Source organism: Clostridium akagii DSM 12554 (genome assembly GCF_000686725.1).
GTDB lineage: Bacteria > Bacillota > Clostridia > Clostridiales > Clostridiaceae > Clostridium_I > Clostridium_I akagii.
On record NZ_KK366007.1, the window covers coordinates 553,421 to 572,216 of the forward strand.

The 18,796-nt window shown below is 33.1% G+C and carries 18 protein-coding genes; 11 read left to right on the forward strand and 7 right to left on the reverse strand.

Annotation, left to right across the window (positions count from 1 at the left end; translation table 11 throughout):
- Window positions 1-70 precede the first annotated feature (70 nt).
- Window positions 71-940, reverse strand: coding sequence for a LysR family transcriptional regulator (locus BR66_RS0118105; RefSeq protein ID WP_026884171.1), 870 nt, complete (start codon window positions 938-940; stop codon window positions 71-73).
- Between the two features lie 164 nt (window positions 941-1,104).
- Between BR66_RS0118105 and BR66_RS0118110 the strand changes: the two genes are divergently transcribed.
- From BR66_RS0118110 to BR66_RS0118125, 4 genes are all read left to right on the forward strand, one after another.
- The gene (locus tag BR66_RS0118110; protein ID WP_026884172.1) at window positions 1,105-2,838 is read left to right on the forward strand and encodes an ABC transporter ATP-binding protein; all 1,734 of its coding nucleotides are present in this window, start codon (window positions 1,105-1,107) and stop codon (window positions 2,836-2,838) included.
- 97 nt (window positions 2,839-2,935) lie between these two features.
- Window positions 2,936-4,672 carry an ABC transporter ATP-binding protein gene (locus BR66_RS0118115; protein WP_026884173.1) on the forward strand — a complete coding sequence of 579 codons (1,737 nt, stop codon included), beginning with the start codon at window positions 2,936-2,938 and terminating at the stop codon, window positions 4,670-4,672.
- A 75-nt stretch (window positions 4,673-4,747) separates the two neighbouring features.
- On the forward strand, window positions 4,748-5,593 hold the full coding sequence (locus BR66_RS0118120; protein WP_026884174.1) for a polysaccharide deacetylase family protein: 846 nt from the start codon (window positions 4,748-4,750) through the stop codon (window positions 5,591-5,593).
- Between the two features lie 111 nt (window positions 5,594-5,704).
- Window positions 5,705-6,301, forward strand: a complete 597-nt coding sequence (locus BR66_RS0118125) for a YdeI/OmpD-associated family protein (protein ID WP_026884175.1) — start codon at window positions 5,705-5,707, stop codon at window positions 6,299-6,301.
- 108 nt (window positions 6,302-6,409) lie between these two features.
- On the opposite strand, the gene rfbD is transcribed toward BR66_RS0118125, so the two are convergent.
- The 4 genes from rfbD to BR66_RS24240 form a co-directional block, all read right to left on the reverse strand.
- On the reverse strand, window positions 6,410-7,300 hold the full coding sequence (gene rfbD / locus BR66_RS0118130) for a dTDP-4-dehydrorhamnose reductase (protein ID WP_026884176.1): 891 nt from the start codon (window positions 7,298-7,300) through the stop codon (window positions 6,410-6,412).
- 60 nt (window positions 7,301-7,360) lie between these two features.
- Entirely contained in the window at window positions 7,361-7,597 is a 237-nt protein-coding gene (locus BR66_RS0118135) for a hypothetical protein (RefSeq protein WP_026884177.1), read from the reverse strand.
- A 5-nt stretch (window positions 7,598-7,602) separates the two neighbouring features.
- Window positions 7,603-7,923, reverse strand: a complete 321-nt coding sequence (locus BR66_RS0118140; protein WP_026884178.1) for a YbjQ family protein — start codon at window positions 7,921-7,923, stop codon at window positions 7,603-7,605.
- A 452-nt stretch (window positions 7,924-8,375) separates the two neighbouring features.
- The gene (locus BR66_RS24240; protein ID WP_051624296.1) at window positions 8,376-9,662 is read right to left on the reverse strand and encodes an exosporium glycoprotein BclB-related protein; all 1,287 of its coding nucleotides are present in this window, start codon (window positions 9,660-9,662) and stop codon (window positions 8,376-8,378) included.
- Window positions 9,663-9,898: 236 nt separating this feature from the next.
- Between BR66_RS24240 and BR66_RS0118150 the strand changes: the two genes are divergently transcribed.
- Complete coding sequence (locus tag BR66_RS0118150; RefSeq protein ID WP_026884179.1) at window positions 9,899-10,234, forward strand: single-stranded DNA-binding protein; 336 nt, start codon at window positions 9,899-9,901, stop codon at window positions 10,232-10,234.
- Between the two features lie 48 nt (window positions 10,235-10,282).
- Here BR66_RS0118150 and abc-f read toward each other — a convergent pair whose 3' ends face one another.
- Window positions 10,283-12,199: a ribosomal protection-like ABC-F family protein gene (gene abc-f, locus BR66_RS0118155; protein WP_026884180.1), complete on the reverse strand. Its 1,917-nt coding sequence runs from the start codon at window positions 12,197-12,199 to the stop codon at window positions 10,283-10,285.
- A 239-nt stretch (window positions 12,200-12,438) separates the two neighbouring features.
- Between abc-f and BR66_RS0118160 the strand changes: the two genes are divergently transcribed.
- From BR66_RS0118160 to BR66_RS0118185, 6 genes are all read left to right on the forward strand, one after another.
- The gene (locus BR66_RS0118160) at window positions 12,439-13,071 is read left to right on the forward strand and encodes a redox-sensing transcriptional repressor Rex (protein ID WP_026884181.1); all 633 of its coding nucleotides are present in this window, start codon (window positions 12,439-12,441) and stop codon (window positions 13,069-13,071) included.
- Window positions 13,072-13,212: 141 nt separating this feature from the next.
- Window positions 13,213-13,998: a short-chain-enoyl-CoA hydratase gene (locus BR66_RS0118165; RefSeq protein WP_026884182.1), complete on the forward strand. Its 786-nt coding sequence runs from the start codon at window positions 13,213-13,215 to the stop codon at window positions 13,996-13,998.
- A 13-nt stretch (window positions 13,999-14,011) separates the two neighbouring features.
- On the forward strand, window positions 14,012-15,151 hold the full coding sequence (locus BR66_RS0118170; RefSeq protein WP_026884183.1) for an acyl-CoA dehydrogenase: 1,140 nt from the start codon (window positions 14,012-14,014) through the stop codon (window positions 15,149-15,151).
- Window positions 15,152-15,167: 16 nt separating this feature from the next.
- A complete protein-coding gene (locus BR66_RS0118175) occupies window positions 15,168-15,950 on the forward strand; it encodes an electron transfer flavoprotein subunit beta/FixA family protein (protein WP_026884184.1) in 783 nt (260 codons plus the stop codon).
- Between the two features lie 24 nt (window positions 15,951-15,974).
- A complete protein-coding gene (locus BR66_RS0118180; protein ID WP_026884185.1) occupies window positions 15,975-16,991 on the forward strand; it encodes an electron transfer flavoprotein subunit alpha/FixB family protein in 1,017 nt (338 codons plus the stop codon).
- A gap of 27 nt (window positions 16,992-17,018) precedes the next feature.
- The gene (locus BR66_RS0118185; protein ID WP_026884186.1) at window positions 17,019-17,867 is read left to right on the forward strand and encodes a 3-hydroxybutyryl-CoA dehydrogenase; all 849 of its coding nucleotides are present in this window, start codon (window positions 17,019-17,021) and stop codon (window positions 17,865-17,867) included.
- Between the two features lie 64 nt (window positions 17,868-17,931).
- Here the strand turns inward: BR66_RS0118185 and BR66_RS0118190 are convergent, their stop codons facing one another.
- Entirely contained in the window at window positions 17,932-18,588 is a 657-nt protein-coding gene (locus tag BR66_RS0118190; RefSeq protein ID WP_035796530.1) for a TrkA C-terminal domain-containing protein, read from the reverse strand.
- Between the last annotated feature and the right edge of the window lie 208 nt (window positions 18,589-18,796).

The following is an 18,796-nucleotide window of genomic DNA, read 5'->3' on the forward strand; positions in this document are numbered from 1 at the left end:
AAATACAAAATCCATGATTTCCTCACTAAAGCGAGATGGTAGAATGATTTATGACCATGAGGAAGGAGGATTATTCTTCCTTAAAACTTTTAATGAATTTTTGTGCCAGTGAAGACATGTATCTGTTTTTTATCCATATTGCAACTATCGATGTTTCCAATTTCTCATTTTTTATCTCCTTATAAATTAGATTCTCATTACAGGAAAGATCAAAGGAGGATTTTGGCACTATTGCAACTCCAAAGCCTGCATTGGCTAGCATAAGTGTTGTTCGTGCATCATCATTTTTACAAAATATTTCAGGTTCAAAGCCACTTTCCTGGCAAGTTTCCATTATCAATTGCTCATATCTGCGGTAAAAAATCAGGGGTTTATCTACTAATTGCTTCAATGCTATATAAGGGCCTTCTAAATCTAAACAATATTCCTTTGTCATTGCGGCTATCATAGGTTCTTTCTTCATACATTTATGATTACAGTTTAAAGCTTTAAAGGGAGTTCTTACAATTCCTACTTCTATAACCCCTCTATTTAATAGTTCTATTACCTTAAATGTGTTGCCTTCCTGCAAATGAAATTTCACCCCGTCATACTCTTTATGAAATTTATTCAGAATATTTTTTATAAGTAGTGCACCAGAGGACGAAACCGTTCCTATGGACAATGTTCCCTTTAATCCTTTTTTAAAGTCATCTATTTCATTTATTGTTGCGTCCGTAAGTTCTAATATTTGTTCAGCTCTAGTTTTTAATATTTCGCCAGCATCAGTTAAATGAGTATGTCTTGGGCCTCTCACCACAAGTTTTATTCCTAGTTCTATCTCCAAAAGTTTTAGCTGTTGACTTAATGGTGGTTGTGCAATGTGAAGTCTTTTCGCTGCTGCTGTTATTTGACCTTCCTCTGCAATTGCAACAAAGTACCTAAGTTGTTTGATATCCATACATTTCCCCCTTATAGCTGCTAAACTGAAACTTGTTTCTTAAGTATACGATTATCGTATGCCACATATATAAAACATATATTATTAATATGGTAATCTCCATGATATAATAATATTCGCATGAAGCGAAACATGCAATACTTTTTATACTGGAGTGATAATTTTTGTTTAAACTTTTTAGATTTCTAAAACCATATAAAAAAGAGTGTATTTTAGGTCCAACCTTTAAACTTACAGAAGCACTATTAGAGCTATTGCTTCCAACACTTATGGCACTTATTATAAATAATGGTGTAACAACACATAATACAAGCTATGTATTAAGAATGGGAGGCATTATGTGTGTTATGGCAATTTTAGGCTTTTGCAGTTCTATGACATGCCAATATTTTGCGGCTCGTACTTCTCAAGGGTTTGGCACAAATTTGCGTAACCATTTGTTTAAGCATATATCTACATTTTCTTATGTGGAAATAGATAAATTTGGTACAGCATCACTAACAAATCGTATTACTAGTGATGTAAATCAACTTCAATTGGCAGTTGCCATGCTTATTCGTCTTGCATTTCGTGCGCCTTTTATATGTATTGGTGCTATTATTATGTCAATGTTACTTGACCTTAGGTTGGCACTTATATTGATTGCGTCTACCCCCATATTTGGAATTATTATATATCTTATCATAAGTAAAACTTCCCCGCTTTACCGTAAATATCAAAAAAGGTTAGATAAACTTGGTCTAGTTCTTCGAGAAAATCTTTCTGGTATACGTGTAATTCGTGCTTTTGCAAAGACAAAGAATGAAAAAATAAGATTCAAAACCGCAAATGATGATTTAACCACAACGGCAATTTTAGTTGGTAAAACATCTGCTCTACTAAACCCCCTCACAACGCTTGTTATGAATGCAGCAATAGTGGCTATTTTATGGGCTAGTAGCTATCATATTAATGCTGGTACCCTTTCTCAAGGTACGATTATTGCATTTGTAAATTACGTAACACAAATATTATTGTCACTTGTTGTAGTATCAAATCTTGTTATTGTTTTTACAAAAGCCTTTGCTTCTGCAAATCGTGTTAACGAAATACTAGATACTGTAGTCTCAATTGAAGACAATGGTAGTTACATAGAAAAACATTCTTATGATGAAGTTCCTTCAATTAAGTTCAATCAAGTTGATTTTGCTTATAATAGTACAAGTGATCCAGAACTAACGGATATTAACATAAGCATCAATAAAGGAGAAACAGTAGGTATTATTGGTAGTACAGGCTCTGGTAAATCAACTTTTATAAATTTAATTCCAAGATTTTATGATGTAACTAAAGGTGAAATAGAAGTAGATGGAGTAAACATTAAAGATTATTCACTGAAAAATCTTAGGAATAAAATCAGCATGGTTCCTCAAAAATCTGTGCTTTTTACGGGTAGCATTAATGATAATATCTGTTGGGGAAAGAAAAATGCTACAGAAGAAGAAATTGTAGCAGCAGCAAAAATAGCTCAAGCAGATCAATTCATCAAAAAACTGCCTGATGGCTATAGTACAATGGTATCCCGTGGTGGCAATAACTTTTCTGGTGGTCAAAGACAAAGACTTACAATTGCTAGGGCAATAATCGCAAGACCCGAAATTTTAATATTGGACGACTCCTCTAGTGCACTTGATTTTGCAACAGATGCAGCACTTAGAAGTGCTCTTAAAAATTGCAGTGATATCATGACCGTGCTTATTGTTTCTCAGCGTGCCAGTTCTATAAAATATGCAGATAAAATTATTGTATTTGATGATGGAAAGATAGTGGGAGTAGGCAAACATGACTATCTTATGACAAGTTGTGAAGTATACAAAGAAATATGCCTCTCACAGCTTTCAGAAAAGGAGACTAAATAATCTAAATGATTATTTAGGACAGCATGAGGAATACTAGGGGGATAAATAATCTAAATGATTATTTAGGACAGTATGAGGAATATGAGGAGGATAAATAATGAATAAAAATATTATTAAAAGAGTCATAAAATATATGTTAAAAAGCAAACTATATATGGTGCTTTCTCTTTTTAGTGCAACTATAACTGTTATAGCAAGTCTTATTGCTCCAATGCTCATAGGTAAAACTATAGATAAGATGACAGGTAAAGGTCTTGTAGACTTTGGATATGTGTTCAAAGTGATAATTATAATAGCTCTAGTTTATATTGTTGGAAACGTCTTTAATTGGATTTTGACATATTTGACCAATTTAATCACTTTTTCTTCAGTTAACACTATTAGACATGATCTTTTCAAAAAGATAAGTACACTACCATTAAAGTTCTTTGACAATAGTCCTCATGGTGATACCATAAGCAGGTTTGTCAACGATATAGAAACAATTTCAGATGGTATGATTCAAACCTTATCAACACTTCTTACAGGTATTGTTACCATTGTAGGGGCCATAGGATTTATGTTCTACTTAAATCATGCTATGACCTTAGTAGTTTTGATTTCTTCTCCAGCTTCTTACTTTATGGCAAGATTTATTACGAAAAGATCCCAAAAAATGTTTAAAAAACAAGCCAAAATTTTGGGTAATTTAAATGCTTATATTGAAGAAATCATTGAAGGTCAAAAAGTTGTAAAGGCGTTTAATTATGAAGATCATACTATTAAGAAATTTAAGGATATCAATAATGATTTATGCAAAGTAGGAACTAAATCACAATTTTATGGTTCACTGTCAGGTCCGAGTACAAGGGTTGTGAATAACATAATTTATTCAATTGTTGGTGTTATAGGATGTTTTGCTGCTATTTTAGGTAAACTTACCATAGGTGATATATCAAGTTTTCTAATATATTCCACCTTGTTTTCAAGACCTATAAATGATATAACCGCAATATTCACACAGATCCAAGCAGCAGCAGCTTCTGCAGAACGTGTATTTTATGTTATGGACATGGAATCTGAAGTTAGTGACAAGAAAATTGATATTGATGTTCATAACAAAGAAGGCGTGATTTCTTTTAAAAACGTGGATTTTGCATATACACCTGAGCACCCACTTATAAAAAATTTCAATCTCACTGTTAATCAGGGTAGCCGAGTAGCCATCGTTGGTAAAACTGGTGCAGGAAAAACAACTCTTGTAAATTTATTGATGAGATTTTATGAGATAAACAGTGGAGGCATATTTATTGATGGCACTAATATAAATGAAATAAGTCGTGATAGTTTGCGTACTAATTTTGGAATGGTTCTTCAAGAAACTTGGCTTTTCTGTGGAACTATAAAAGAAAATATAGCCTATGGTAAACCTAATGCTACAGAAGAAGAAATAATTAGTGCTGCTAAAGCTTCTGGATCTTCTAGCTTCATACGCCATTTGCCTAAGGGTTATGACACTATAATTACTGATCTAGGTGAAAATCTTTCCCAAGGGCAAAGACAACTTCTTACTATTGCAAGAGTAATGCTTGTTGATCCTCCAATGCTCATTTTAGATGAAGCTACAAGCAATATTGACACAATAACTGAACTTAAAATCCAAAAGGCATTCCTTAAAATGCTAGAAGGAAGAACCAGCTTTGTTATAGCACATAGGCTTTCCACTATAAAAGAATCTGACATAATTTTAGTTATGGATAACGGTAATATTGTTCAAAGTGGAACCCATGAGGGATTGTTAGAAAAGGGTGGTCAATATGCAGAACTTTATAATAGCCAGTTTGCTCCGGTGTAACTTTAAAATGATTATACATGTAAAACTTTTGTATAATTCATTAACAATAATTATTTGGAAGATGAGACCGATATTATGCTAAAATTTACTAAAATTAAAAATAAAAGCGGGATTATGAACGGGACGCATGTGATTATATTTGCTAGTTTAATTATAGTTGTGATATTAACAAGCATATTTATTTTGAATAACAAAACTCAAAATAATAATACAATAAAAAAAAGTTACAAAACAACGCATAAAAAATCATCTATGAATAAAAGGGAAAGCATAGTGCCTAATAAAAATGTAAAAATGGTAGTAGGTGAAGTAGCTCCTTGGAATATTAAAAGAACTGATGGCACTAAGATGGCTTATCTAACATTTGATGATGGACCATCTATCAATACTACATCAATACTACAAATTTTAGATCAAAATAAGATAAAAGCTAACTTTTTCATAATAGGATCAAATGCAGAGAGATATCCGGACCTTGTGAAAAAAGAATCAGATGATGGCGAAATTATAGGAAATCATACTTATAGTCATCAGCTAAACTATAAGGAAGGACCAGAAAATTTTGTTAAAGATTTGGATAAATGTGATGGAATTTTAAAATCAATATTAGGCAAAAAATATAATTCTGAACTAGTTAGATTTCCAGGTGGTTCATTTGGTACTAGGTTATCACCTTTTAGAGATGCTGCTACTAAAGCAGGCTACAGATATATAGACTGGAATGATGAAACAAATGATTCTGAAAGTTTCGATCCTAGTGCACCATATTTATTAAATCAACTTACAAAAAACACTGAAGGAAAAAATGTGGTAGTAGTCTTAATGCATGATGCGGGGGCAAAAAAAAATACAGTACTAGCACTTCCACAGGTGATAACGTATTTAAGGTCTCAAGGTTTTAGTTTTGACACAATAAAGTAAAGTGTAGAGTTGAAAAGTGAGAGCAATATTATGTATACTGTTATTATTCATAACAAATACTCAAGCGAGATGTATCATTTTGATTAAAAAATTAAAGAGGGGTGTTCATTGATGACAAATAGTGGAATGAATCCTAAGGTAGATGAATATTTAAGTAAAGCCCAAAAGTGGCAGGAAGAATTTGAAAAATTGAGAATGATCATTCTTGACTGTCAGCTGAGCGAAGAATTGAAGTGGGGTGTTCCTTGTTACACGTCTCAGAAAAAAAACATAGTTTTAATACATGGATTTAAAGAATACTGTGCAATTCTGTTTATTAAAGGTGCCTTGTTACAGGATGTAAATGGTATTCTAATCAAACAAACTGAAAATGTACAGGCAGGGCGACAGATTCGGTTCACCAATGTTCGAGAAATAGTTGAAATGGAACCCATCTTGAAAGCCTATATTTATGAAGGCATTGAAATTGAAAAAGCCGGTTTGGAAGTGAATTTTAAAAAGAATATAGAATTAATAATTCCAGAAGAATTTCAAAATAAATTCCATGAAACCGCTGCCCTGAAAACTGCTTTTGAAGCATTGACACCTGGACGGCAAAGAGCATACATTCTTTATTTCTCTCAACCCAAACAATCTAAAACTCGAGAGTCAAGGGTTGAAAAATGTATGGAGAAAATTCTCAATGGAAAAGGATTGAATGATCAGTAAATTCCATGAAAAAATAAAATAACAAAATTGGACAAGTATTGCTAACAGGGGAAAATGAGTAAAAGCACTCCTATAATCAAATGATTAAAAAAGTGCTTTTACAATTTTTCAGCCCTGTTTTAAAAATGTGTTTCCAATAAAACATTTTAAAGCATCTTCCCAATTTCTCATTTCATCACCAACTGTAGTTCTTAACTTCCCATTATTTAATGACGAATATGCAGGCCTCTTCGTGGGACTTGGATATTCATGAGTGGGACATGGAGTTATCTTACAAGGTATTTTACCTAGCTCAACTATTTTACATGCAAAATCATACCATGAACATTCACCATGACCAGCACAGTTGTAAACTCCATATTCCTCTGTAACTATTAACTTGAAGATATGATGTATTATATCTTCAACATTAGTAGGCGTTCCTATTTGATCATTCACAACCTTTAAGCTTTCACTTTCTTTAGCAGCTCGCATAATGGTATAAACAAAATTTTTACCATTATATCCGTACACCCATGAGGGTCTTACTATAAAATATTTGGAAGAAAACTTTCTAACAAAATCATCACCCATTTTTTTACTCTTACCATAAACACTTTGTGGTAAGGCCTCATCAGACTCTTTAAATGGTTTATTTCCTTCTCCACTAAAAATATAATCTGTAGAAATATGAACTAGTTTAGCACCTATACTTTCAGAGGCAATAGCTAGATTCTTAGCTCCTAAAGCATTTACTTTAAATGCTCTTTCCTCATTAGTCTCGCAGTCATCTACATTTGTATAAGCAGCTGCATTTATTATAACATCTGGTTTAATTTCACTTATAATGCTCATTACATTATCAATATCAGAAATATCAAGTTCCTGTGAACATTTCGCTATAACCTCTGCATTTTTTACGTCTTTGGGTATTTTACCTATTTCTGACTTCCCATTATTTATAACATCTATAAGCTGAGAACCTAATTGTCCTTTTGAACCTGTTATTAAAATTTTCATATTGTTTTCACCTTCTAATTTTAAGCATGAGGTAATTAATTAGATAAATTAAAGAGAGGATTAAGTATCAATCTTCTCTTCGTGGTAAAATCTTTCACCAGTTTTTCTATTGTAGTAAACTCTGAGTCTTCTTCCATCGCTGGGATCTATGGTTACCTCATCGGTTTTTTCAAAATCTTTTGGAACATCTAAACCATGATTTTTTCCATATCTTTTATCCCAAATTACAAATGCTATTACTACGAAAATTACTACACAAACCTGGATAAGAACATAGAAACTAACTATTGTACCCATAGCCTTTAATCCTTCTCAATTATTACAGCAGTACCATAGGCTAATACTTCACTCATGTTTTGCCCAATTTCACTAGAATCAAATCTCATCATTATGATTGCATTGGCACCCATTGCATTTGCATTTATTACAAGACGGTCGATTGCCTGCTTACGAGCATCTTCAAGCATAGATGTATATTCGTGGATTTCTCCACCAACTAGACTTCTTAAGCCAGCCATCAATGTACCTCCAAGCCCCCTGCTTCTTACTACTAATCCAAAAACTTCACCTTTTACTTCTTTTACTGCAAAACCAACAATGTTTTCAGTGGTAACAACTATCATATAAATTACCTCCCTAGATAAAAATTTCATATATTTATTAGATATAATAACACCAATCAGTATATTCTTATTATACATAACAATAAGACTTAATGACAGTCGTACAATTTTATAAGTATTAATAAAACAAATGAATAGGCTATAAGCCAACACTATTAGCATGCTTATAGACTATTTATTTTGTCATATTTTGTCGGTATAATGTACTAAATCCATTAAATTATGGCAAAACAACCTGCAATGCAAAATTAAATTGTATTGTATACAACGGTAAGGATACATGGCTATGAGTTAAATGCTTTGAGAATGCAGTCGATATAATAAAATTTATCATAAATAGGGCTGTTGTACTAATCTTTATAGTACAACAGCCCTATTTAATTATTTACCATTCTAAAATAAGATCTCTGATTTTTATTAAATCTCATTATGCGACTACAGATACCATAAAATCAGGATATTGTAACACCGGCGCTTGCATACCCAGCTACTGTATTTATAAGGGCCAATCCTGTAGCTGTTGTAGAGAATACCATTAATAATCGAGTCTGAGCAGAAACTGGTATTGATAATCCAGTGAGTATTCCATTGCTAATTGCTCCTATTGCAACAATACCTGTAATTGATGGAGATAATGTTACTAGAGTTCCGGCTATAGGGACGAAGGTATTATTGGGTGTAGTTGAACTATATAACTGTGCATTAACAGTTATTGTTGTACCTACAAGGCTTAAAGCTGCAGTAGTACTAAAATAAGCGGCTATTGAAGTGATAGTTCCATCACGAGGTACTGAAAAAGCAAAATTAAGAAGTGTACCTCCTGCACCAGTAAGGTCTATTGTAGCTCCAAGTACAGCAATGCCTTGGGCCGAACTTCCAAATCCAACAAAACCAGGTAAACCAACTAAGCCACCTACAATAGTAGTTAATAAAACAGGAAGCCCTGATGAATACGGTATGATCGCACCAGCACCGTTAGCCCCGGTAGGACCAGTAGCACCAACAGGACCAGTAGGACCGGTGATGCCGTTAGCCCCGGTAGGACCAGTAGCACCAACAGGACCAGTAGGACCGGTGATGCCGTTAGTACCGGTAGGACCAGTAGCACCAACAGGACCAGTAGGACCGGTGACACCGTCAGCACCGGTAGGGCCAGTAGCACCAACAGGCCCAGTAGAGCCGGTGATACCAGTAGGACCAGTAGGACCAGTAGGACCGATGATACCGTCAGCCCCGGTAGGACCAGTAGCACCAACAGGACCAGTAGGACCGGTGATGCCGTTAGCACCGGTAGGGCCAGTAGCACCAACAGAACCAGTAGAGCCGGTGATACCAGTAGCGCCAGTAGGACCGGTGATGCCGTCAGCACCGGTAGGGCCAGTAGCACCAACAGGACCAGTAGGGCCAGTGGGACCAGTAGCACCGCTATCAGGGCCAGTGGGACCGGTAACACCTCTAGGACCTTGAGGCCCTTGAGGACCCCAATATCCTGGAAGTCCTTGAGAACCTCTAGGACCCCTAGGACCTTCAGGTCCTAATTGCAAAGGTAACCACCTAGTTCCAGTATCTCTGTATAGGATACCATTGTCTGTATCTAAAAACAGTCTACCAATTATACCTGCAGCAGGTCTTTGGATGTAAGGCCCTTCTTGAATAGAAGGCGTTCCTCCCGCATTAATTACGAAAGAAATATCATTATTAATATGGTCTATAGCATTATTTACATTATCAACTTTCATGGTTAATCCTTCCTTATAATGATTACTCACATTATTATATGTTTGGCAACTAAAGTAGTGTATTACAATTTTCTGCAATGATATAAACTGTAATTCAAAATATGGTTAAATCATACAATTTGATAAATAATTAAAATATGATTTGTTAAAAATAAAAATATTGAATTCAGTGAATATATTAATAAAATCATGTCAATAATTTAGAGGATAAATTAGTAGTATAGGGAGGCATGTTTGTGAATAAAGTTGAATTAGTAGGTCGTATGGTTAAGGACCCTGAGTTAAAGTGTATTGAGGAAACAGATAAAAAAGTATGTAATTTCACAATAGCTGTAAATAGAAATTTTACCAATGCCAATGGAGAAAGAGAAGCAGATTATATACCTGTGGTTGTGTGGGGAAGAATTGCTGAAACAATATGTAATTATATGAAAAAAGGCAGACTTATTAGTGTTATTGGAAGACTGCAAATAAAAAGGTATGAAGGAAAGGATGGAAATAGAAGATATATTTCAGAAGTAGTTGGAGAAGAAGTTACTTTTCTAGATTCAAATAAAGAAAAAGCAGAATAAACTATTTAAATTATAATTAGGCTTAAATAACCATTTAAGCCTAATTATTTACAGCGTTATTTCCCATTCTTCATACAAATCGTCTAACTCAGATTGTAGTCTACTTATATCATAGTTAATTTTTTTGCTACTTTCTGGATTAGAGTAAACTTCCTCTAGACAAAGGTCATTCTGTAATTTCTGGAGTTTAGTTTCAGCTTCCAAAATTTTATTCTCAATTTCTTTGGATTTTTGTTTTTCATCTCGTGCTTGTTTTTCTAATCCTTTTCTCTTTTTTTTATCAACGTTAATTTGAGTTTTTGTTTTGCCTAGAAGTTGTTCAACTTCATCTTGAAATCTATTTGGATTTTTTTTCTTTTCCACATAATAATTATAATTGCCAAAATATTCTTTAGTTCCATCTTCTTTAAGTTCGTGTATTTTCGAGACAACTTTGTTTAAAAAATATCTATCATGAGAAATTACGAGAACGGTACCGTCATAGCTTAAAAGAGCATCTTCTAGAGCCTCTCTTGAAACTATATCTAGATGATTGGTAGGTTCATCTAAAAGCAATAGGTTGCTTTTAGACAACATAAGAATTAACAAGTTAATTCTACACTTCTCTCCACCACTTAAGAGACCAATCTTTTTAAACACTTCATCACCTATGAATAGAAAAGCAGCAAGGGCATTTCTTACTTTTGTTGTAGTCAAATCAGGAAAATGATTCCACACTTCATCTATTATGGTATTTTCATCGTTTAAATTTGATTGTTCTTGGTCATAGTAACCTATATACACATTTTTACCAAGAACCACTGTGCCTTTATCGCTGTTAACATTATCTAATAATATATTAAATAATGTTGTTTTCCCACGACCATTTTCACCAATAAGAGCTATTTTTTCACTTCTTTTTATATCAAGGGAAAGATTACTGAAAAGAACTTTATCTCCAAAGCTTTTTGCCAGATTTTCAATATGTAGCACATCATTTCCACTTTTAATTGAGGTTTCGAACTCTATTCGGGAAGCCTTAGATTCCTTAGGTGGTGCTTCAATTTTTTCCATTTTATCCAGGGATTTTTGTCTGCTCTCTGCAGCTTTTATACTCTTTTCTCTATTAAAAGAACGGTATTTTTCTATAATATCTTCCTGACGTTTGATTTCTGACTGCTGCAATTTATAGGTTTTCATTAGAAGATCATAGTTTTTTTTCTTGAATTCTAAAGCATTAGTATAATTTCCATTGTATGTGTATATTTGGCCACCTAATATTTCTAATGTTTTTTCTGTTACAGCATCCAAAAAATATCGATCATGTGATATTAGCAGGATAGTTCCTTTATAGCCAATAAGGTATTCTTCAAGCCATTCAATTGCATCTAAGTCCAGGTGATTTGTAGGTTCATCAAGAAGTAAAATATCCGGTTTTGTAAGCAAAAGCTTGCAAAGGGCTACTCGGGATTTTTGACCGCCACTTAAAATATCAATATTTCTATTGTAATCATTAGCTAAAAAGCCAAGGCCTTTTAATACTCGATTTATTTCACCCTTATAAACATAACCCCCCTTGTTATTATAAATTTCTGACAATGTGGTATAATCTTTAATTATCTTAGTTTGATATACTTCATTTTTTAAGTCGTAGGGTTCGTTCATAATCATCTCTAATTTTTTTAGTTTGTTTTCCATATTTAGTAGTTCATGAAAAACTGACAACACTTCTTCATATATGGTTTTAGAGGTATCTAGGGATAAGTTCTGAGAAAGATAGCCTAAAATTAGTCCTTTTTCTATAAATAATTCAGCATTATCATGTTCAAGCTGATTAGTTAAAATTTTGAAAAGTGTGGATTTACCAGTACCATTAGCACCAATAAGACCAACCTTTTCACCTTCATCTATGCTGAAACTTATATTTTTTAATATAGTATCAATACCATAAGATTTTTCTATGTTTTTTGCACTTAAAACTATCATAAAATCACCAACCTCGTGTGTTATATCATAATATTCTACCATTTTCATTACATTTTATAAAGAAAAAGCTTATAAAAATTAATATTTTATTGTATACTATGATGTGTTTAAATAAAATATTAATTTAACATATAGATATTTAAGAAGAATTATTCATATAAAATTGTTTTAAAAAGTGTAGAACTTTAAATATGTGGTACAATTAAACGTATGTAATATTAAATTGAGGGGTGCAACAGGTGGAAAGAAAAAAAAACATATCAATGGCTGTAATTAAAAGGTTACCAAAATATCAAAGATATTTAAAAGAATTATTAAAAAATGATATAGATAGAATATCTTCAAAAGAACTTAGCGAGAAGATCGGTTTCACTGCATCCCAGATAAGGCAAGATTTAAATTGTTTTGGAGATTTTGGGCAGCAGGGTTATGGATATAATGTTAAGGATTTATACAGTGAAATCTGTAATATACTTGGACTTACAAAAGAATACAATACCATTATTGTGGGAGCAGGAAATATAGGTCAGGCAATAGCAAATTATACGAATTTCCAAAAGATGAACTTCAACCTAGTAGGAATTTTTGATACTAATCCCAAACTATGTGGACTAAAGATAAATGACATAGAAATAAAGGATATTGATTCATTAGAAGGATTTTTAAAGGACAATAATGTAAATATAGCTATAATTTGCGTTCCACGGAAAAGTGCACAGAGTATTTGTAATATTGTAATTAAGAATGGAATAAAGGGAATTTGGAATTTTGCACCAGTTGATTTAACAATTCCAGAAGGAATCATTGTTGAAAATGTGCATCTAAGCGAAAGTTTACTTACACTTAGCTGTCTCATGAATGAAATAAATTAATAAATTAAAAGTTAACTGTTTTTATATTGAAAATGCTTTACGAACAGGTTATAATAGTTACGAAAGCGTTTTGCTTTTAAAAATTTTTATACTTCATTGTTAATATTATAACAATGAATAAGAGGTTTAGGAGGATTAGTCATGAATCTGAAAAATATTGCCTTTGAAAAAGAGGGTAAAATTGCTTTAGTCACAATCAATAGACCAAAAGCTCTTAATGCTTTGAACACAGAAACTTTGGCAGAGTTTGATAATGTGATTACCGAACTTGAAAAAGATTCCGAAATACTGGCAGTTGTAATAACTGGAGCTGGTAAATCCTTTGTTGCAGGAGCAGATATTTCAGAAATGAAAGACATGAGCGTAATAGAAGGTAGAGAATTTGGAATACTAGGTAACAAGGTGTTTAGAAGACTTGAAAACTTAGGGAAACCTGTTATAGCTGCACTTAATGGGTTTACACTAGGCGGTGGATGTGAGCTTGCTTTGGCATGTGACATCAGAATTGCTTCAACAAAAGCAAAATTTGGTCAACCAGAAACAGGTCTTGGTATAACTCCTGGTTTTGGGGGAACTCAAAGACTTGCAAGAACAGTAGGCATCGGAGCAGCTAAGGAATTAATATATACGGCTAAGATTATTAATGCCAATGAAGCTTACAGGATAGGTCTAGTAAATAGTGTATTTGAACCAGAAGTACTTATTGATGAGGCAAAAGCTCTTGCAAATACAATAGCAAATAATGCACCTGTTGCAGTTAAATTTTGTAAGGTAGCTATAAACAGAGGAATTCAAACTGACATAGATACAGCAGTAGCTTATGAATCAGAAGTGTTTGGATCATGTTTCTCCACAGAGGATCAAAAAGAAGGAATGGACGCTTTCTTAAACAAAAAAAGCTTAGTAGGCAATTTTAAGAACAAATAAGGAGGTATATTAAATGAACTTTTCATTGACTCAAGAACAAGAATTAGTACAAAAGATGGTAAGAGAATTTGCTGAAACAGAAGTAAAACCAATTGCAGCTGAAATTGACCAAACAGAAAGATTTCCTATAGAAAACGTTAAAAAAATGGCAAAGTGTGGCATGATGGGTATTCCATTTTCTAAAGAACTTGGTGGTGCTGGTGGTGACGTATTGTCATACATAATAGCTGTAGAAGAATTATCAAAGGTGTGTGGTACAACTGGAGTTATACTTTCAGCTCATACATCCCTTTGTGCGTCATTGATTAATGAATTTGGTACACAGGATCAAAAAGAAAAATATTTAGTGCCACTTGCTAAAGGTGAAAAATTAGGAGCATTTGGATTAACTGAACCTAACGCAGGAACAGATGCAGCAGGACAACAAACTGTAGCAGTTCTTAATGGAGATCATTACGTCATCAATGGTTCAAAAATATTTATTACTAATGGAGGAGTTGCAGATACATTTGTAATATTTGCAATGACTGATAAAAGTAAGGGAACAAGAGGAATAACAGGATTTATAATAGAAAAAGGATTCAAAGGTTTCTCTATAGGTAAAGTGGAAGATAAGCTTGGAATAAGAGCTTCATCAACAACTGAACTTATATTTGAAGACATGATTGTTCCAGTAGAAAACATGATTGGAAAAGAAGGAAAAGGATTCGTAGTAGCAATGAAAACTCTTGACGGAGGAAGAATTGGTGTTGCAGCTCAAGCTTTAGGAATCGCAGAAGGTGCATTTAACGAAGCTAAAGTATACATGAAAGAAAGAAAGCAATTTGGAAGAAGTTTAGACAAGTTCCAAGGATTATCTTGGATGATGGCTGAAATGGAAGTTTCTATTGAATCAGCTAAACTTCTAGTATATAAAGCGGCTTGGAAAAAAGATCAAAAACTACCATATACAGTTGATGCAGCAAGAGCAAAACTTCATGCTGCAAATGTAGCTATGGATGTAACAACTAAAGCAGTTCAATTATTCGGTGGATATGGATATACAAAAGATTATCCAGTTGAAAGAATGATGAGAGATGCAAAAATAACTGAAATATACGAAGGAACATCTGAAGTTCAAAAAATGGTTATTTCAGGAAACATATTCAGATAATAAGGAGGATAATGCTATGAATATAGTTGTTTGTTTAAAACAAGTTCCAGATACAACAGAAGTTAAAATAGATCCTAAAACAGGAACACTTATTAGAGAAGGAGTTCCATCAATAATAAATCCAGACGATAAAAACGCTTTAGAAGAAGCATTGGTTCTAAAAGAAAATGCTGGTGCAAAGGTTACAGTAATAACTATGGGACCTCCACAAGCACAATCAGCTTTAAGAGAAGCAATAGCTATGGGTGCAGATGAAGCTATACTTATCACTGATAGAGCATTTGCTGGAGCTGATACATTAGCTACTTCAAATGCACTAGCAGGAGCACTTAGAAAGCTTGATTATGATGTAGTATTCGCTGGAAGACAGGCAATAGATGGAGATACAGCTCAGGTTGGACCTGAAATTGCAGAACATCTTGGAATTGCTCAAATCACATATGTTGAAAAAGTTGATGTAACTGGAGATAAAGAACTTACAGTTAAAAAAGCATGGGAAGATGGATATGAAATAGTAAAAGTTCAGACACCTGTACTACTTACAGCAATAAAAGAATTAAACGTGCCAAGATATATGGATATTAGAAATATATTTGGAACTTTTGATAAAGAAATTAAAATATGGACTGCAGATGATATAGGTGTAGATAAAGCCCTTCTTGGACTTAAAGGATCACCTACAAAGGTTAAAAAATCTGAGACTAAAGCAGCTAAAGGACAGGGAGAAATTGTTAATAAGCCTGTTAAAGAAGCGGTAAATTACGTTGTTTCAAAATTGCAGGAAAAGCACTATATTTAATATGATGTAGGAGGGATCTCAAAAATGAATATAACAGATTATAAAGGCGGAGTTTGGGTATTTGCAGAACAAAGAGATGGTCAGCTTCAAAAAGTATCGCTAGAGCTTTTAGGTAAAGGTAAAGAAATAGCAGGTAAATTAAACACTAAGCTTGTTGCAGTATTACTAGGAAGTGAAACTGAGAAGATTGCTGAAACACTATTAGCATATGGTGCAGATGAAGTTTTATCAGCTGATAGTAAACTTCTAGGCCACTTTACTACTGATGCTTATGCAAAAGTTATCAGTGAACTAGTAAATGAGAAAAAACCAGAAGTAGTATTAATAGGTGCTACATTTATAGGAAGAGATTTAGGACCAAGACTTGCAGCTAAACTTACAACTGGTTTAACAGCAGATTGTACTGCACTAGATATAGACCCTGAAAATAGTAACCTTTTGGCTACAAGACCAGCTTTTGGTGGAAATCTTATGGCTACAATAGTTTGTGCTGATCATAGACCACAAATGGCTACAGTTAGACCAGGAGTTTTCTCTAAACTTGAAAAAGATGATTCAAAGATTGATGAATCCAAAATACAAAAGGTATCATTTGATCTAGTAGACAGCGATATTAGAACTAAAGTTCAAAAAGTTGTAAAACTTGCTAAGGATATAGAAGATATATCAGAAGCTAAAATTATCGTTGCTGGTGGTAGAGGTGTTGGAACTAAAGAAAACTTTGAACTATTAAATCAACTTGCTAAAGTTCTTGGTGGATCAATAGCTGCTTCAAGAGCAGCAATCGAAAAGGAATGGGTTGATAAAGATTTACAAGTTGGTCAAACTGGTAAAACTGTAAGACCAGTTCTTTATATAGCTTGTGGTATTTCAGGAGCACTTCAACATCTTGCTGGAATGGAAGAAAGTGATTACATAATAGCAATAAACAAAGATGAAGGTGCACCAATGATGGCACTAGCAGATCTTGCTATAGTTGGAGATTTGACTAAAGTAATCCCCGAACTAATAGCTCAAGTTAAGGTAGCTAAAGCTAAATAAATAAAATTTTTTAGGAGGCAAATTACTATGAAAAAAGTATGTGTGCTTGGTGCTGGAACAATGGGAGCAGGAATTGCCCAAACTTTTGCAGCAAAGGGTTTTGAAGTTGTACTTAGAGATATTAAGGATGAATTTGTTGATAGAGGATTAAAAACAATCGATAAAAACTTAACTAGACTAGTTTCAAAAGAAAAAATAACAGAAGAAGTTAAAGCAGAAATATTAACAAGAATTACTGGAACAGTTGACCTTAATGAGGCAGCTGATTGCGATCTTGTTGTAGAAGCCGCTGTTGAAATTATGAAGATAAAAAAAGAAATATTTGTTGAACTAGATAACATATGTAAACCAGAAGCAATCTTAGCTTCAAATACATCTTCATTGTCAATCACTGAGGTTGCAGCAGCAACTAAGAGACCTGATAAGGTTATTGGTATGCATTTCTTCAACCCAGCTCCAGTAATGAAGCTTGTAGAAGTTATAAGAGGAATGGCTACATCAGACGAAACATTTGAAGCTGTAAAGAATATCAGTACTGAAATTGGTAAAGAGCCAGTTGAAGTTAAAGAAGCTCCAGGATTTGTTGTAAACAGAATATTAATACCAATGATTAATGAAGCAATTGGTATCTTCTCAGAGGGCGTTGCATCTGCAGAAGATATTGATACTGCCATGAAACTTGGTGCTAATCATCCAATGGGACCTTTAGCTTTAGGAGACCTTATTGGACTTGATGTCTGTTTAGCTATAATGGATGTTTTATATAGTGAAACAGGAGATACAAAATACAGAGCTCATACATTACTAAGAAAATACGTAAGAGCTGGATGGCTTGGAAGAAAATCTAAAAAAGGTTTCTTCGAATATACAAGATAGTAATAAACACAAAAAAGAGTACTGCCGCAAGGTAGTGCTCTTTTTCTAATCTAAAAACTTTGGATTATTTAAGGTTAAATACTTTAGTAACTTCTTCAACTTTTCCATATAATAATAGATTGTCACCATTTTCTAAGATATAATCTCTTTTAGGAAAACCTATAAAAAGGTTTCCTTTGTCAATGTTTAATATTATTATTTTATGGGGTTTTAAATTTGAATTCATTAATGGAATTCCTATTAATGGAGAATCTTCGTCTAAGGTAATATTAAAAACACCATATCCTTTTGCACGATTGATTAATTTGTACATTTTATGGGGTGATTTGAAAGGTTTTGTTAAGATGATTTTTTCAATTAAATTATCTAAAATTCTTAGGAAAATTTTATTCTTTAATAAAAACAAAGCAACTATAAAAAAGCCTAATAAAATTAAAATATTTTCCGCGGATAGTGAAGTCCTGATTATGTTAATTAAAAATGAAATACCTGTTAGATATCCAATATAACCAATAATCATAACGTATTGTGCTAGTTTTCTTCTTGAGGGATGTTGTGTTATCAGCTCTGATTCCTTTGTTGTGAAACCTGAACTTGTTAGTAATGATATAACTTGGAATCTTGACTTTTCTTCTGATAATCCTGTGAGTTTAAACATAACTGTTGCAATTTCAATTATCAGGAAAAATATTAAGCATAACAATAAAAAATATAATATCATGAAGATGCACCTACTTAATTATAATTATTTAAAATATACATATATACAGTGTACTATTAGAAAAAAGCATTTACAACAAGATTTATAAAATAGTATTATATGAGAATTTCATTAGATTAGGTTCATGATTTATAATCTATTATTTATGATTTCTCTATGATATAATTCACTGAATAGGTTATGTAGTAACGTAATAATGGGGGCGATA

Excerpts from the sequence above, each read along its gene's own strand:
- rfbD (WP_026884176.1), bottom strand. The coding sequence starts at position 7,300 with ATGAAAATTTTAATAACAGGTTCAAAAGGACAATTAGGTTCTCAGCTT.
- BR66_RS0118190 (WP_035796530.1), bottom strand. The coding sequence starts at position 18,588 with ATGATATTATATTTTTTATTGTTATGCTTAATATTTTTCCTGATAATT.
- BR66_RS24240 (WP_051624296.1), bottom strand. The coding sequence starts at position 9,662 with ATGAAAGTTGATAATGTAAATAATGCTATAGACCATATTAATAATGAT.
- BR66_RS0118120 (WP_026884174.1), top strand. The coding sequence starts at position 4,748 with ATGCTAAAATTTACTAAAATTAAAAATAAAAGCGGGATTATGAACGGG.
- BR66_RS0118125 (WP_026884175.1), top strand. The coding sequence starts at position 5,705 with ATGACAAATAGTGGAATGAATCCTAAGGTAGATGAATATTTAAGTAAA.
- BR66_RS0118140 (WP_026884178.1), bottom strand. The coding sequence starts at position 7,923 with ATGATAGTTGTTACCACTGAAAACATTGTTGGTTTTGCAGTAAAAGAA.
- BR66_RS0118115 (WP_026884173.1), top strand. The coding sequence starts at position 2,936 with ATGAATAAAAATATTATTAAAAGAGTCATAAAATATATGTTAAAAAGC.
- BR66_RS0118175 (WP_026884184.1), top strand. The coding sequence starts at position 15,168 with ATGAATATAGTTGTTTGTTTAAAACAAGTTCCAGATACAACAGAAGTT.
- BR66_RS0118105 (WP_026884171.1), bottom strand. The coding sequence starts at position 940 with ATGGATATCAAACAACTTAGGTACTTTGTTGCAATTGCAGAGGAAGGT.
- BR66_RS0118165 (WP_026884182.1), top strand. The coding sequence starts at position 13,213 with ATGAATCTGAAAAATATTGCCTTTGAAAAAGAGGGTAAAATTGCTTTA.
- BR66_RS0118185 (WP_026884186.1), top strand. The coding sequence starts at position 17,019 with ATGAAAAAAGTATGTGTGCTTGGTGCTGGAACAATGGGAGCAGGAATT.
- BR66_RS0118180 (WP_026884185.1), top strand. The coding sequence starts at position 15,975 with ATGAATATAACAGATTATAAAGGCGGAGTTTGGGTATTTGCAGAACAA.
- BR66_RS0118135 (WP_026884177.1), bottom strand. The coding sequence starts at position 7,597 with ATGGGTACAATAGTTAGTTTCTATGTTCTTATCCAGGTTTGTGTAGTA.
- BR66_RS0118170 (WP_026884183.1), top strand. The coding sequence starts at position 14,012 with ATGAACTTTTCATTGACTCAAGAACAAGAATTAGTACAAAAGATGGTA.
- abc-f (WP_026884180.1), bottom strand. The coding sequence starts at position 12,199 with ATGATAGTTTTAAGTGCAAAAAACATAGAAAAATCTTATGGTATTGAT.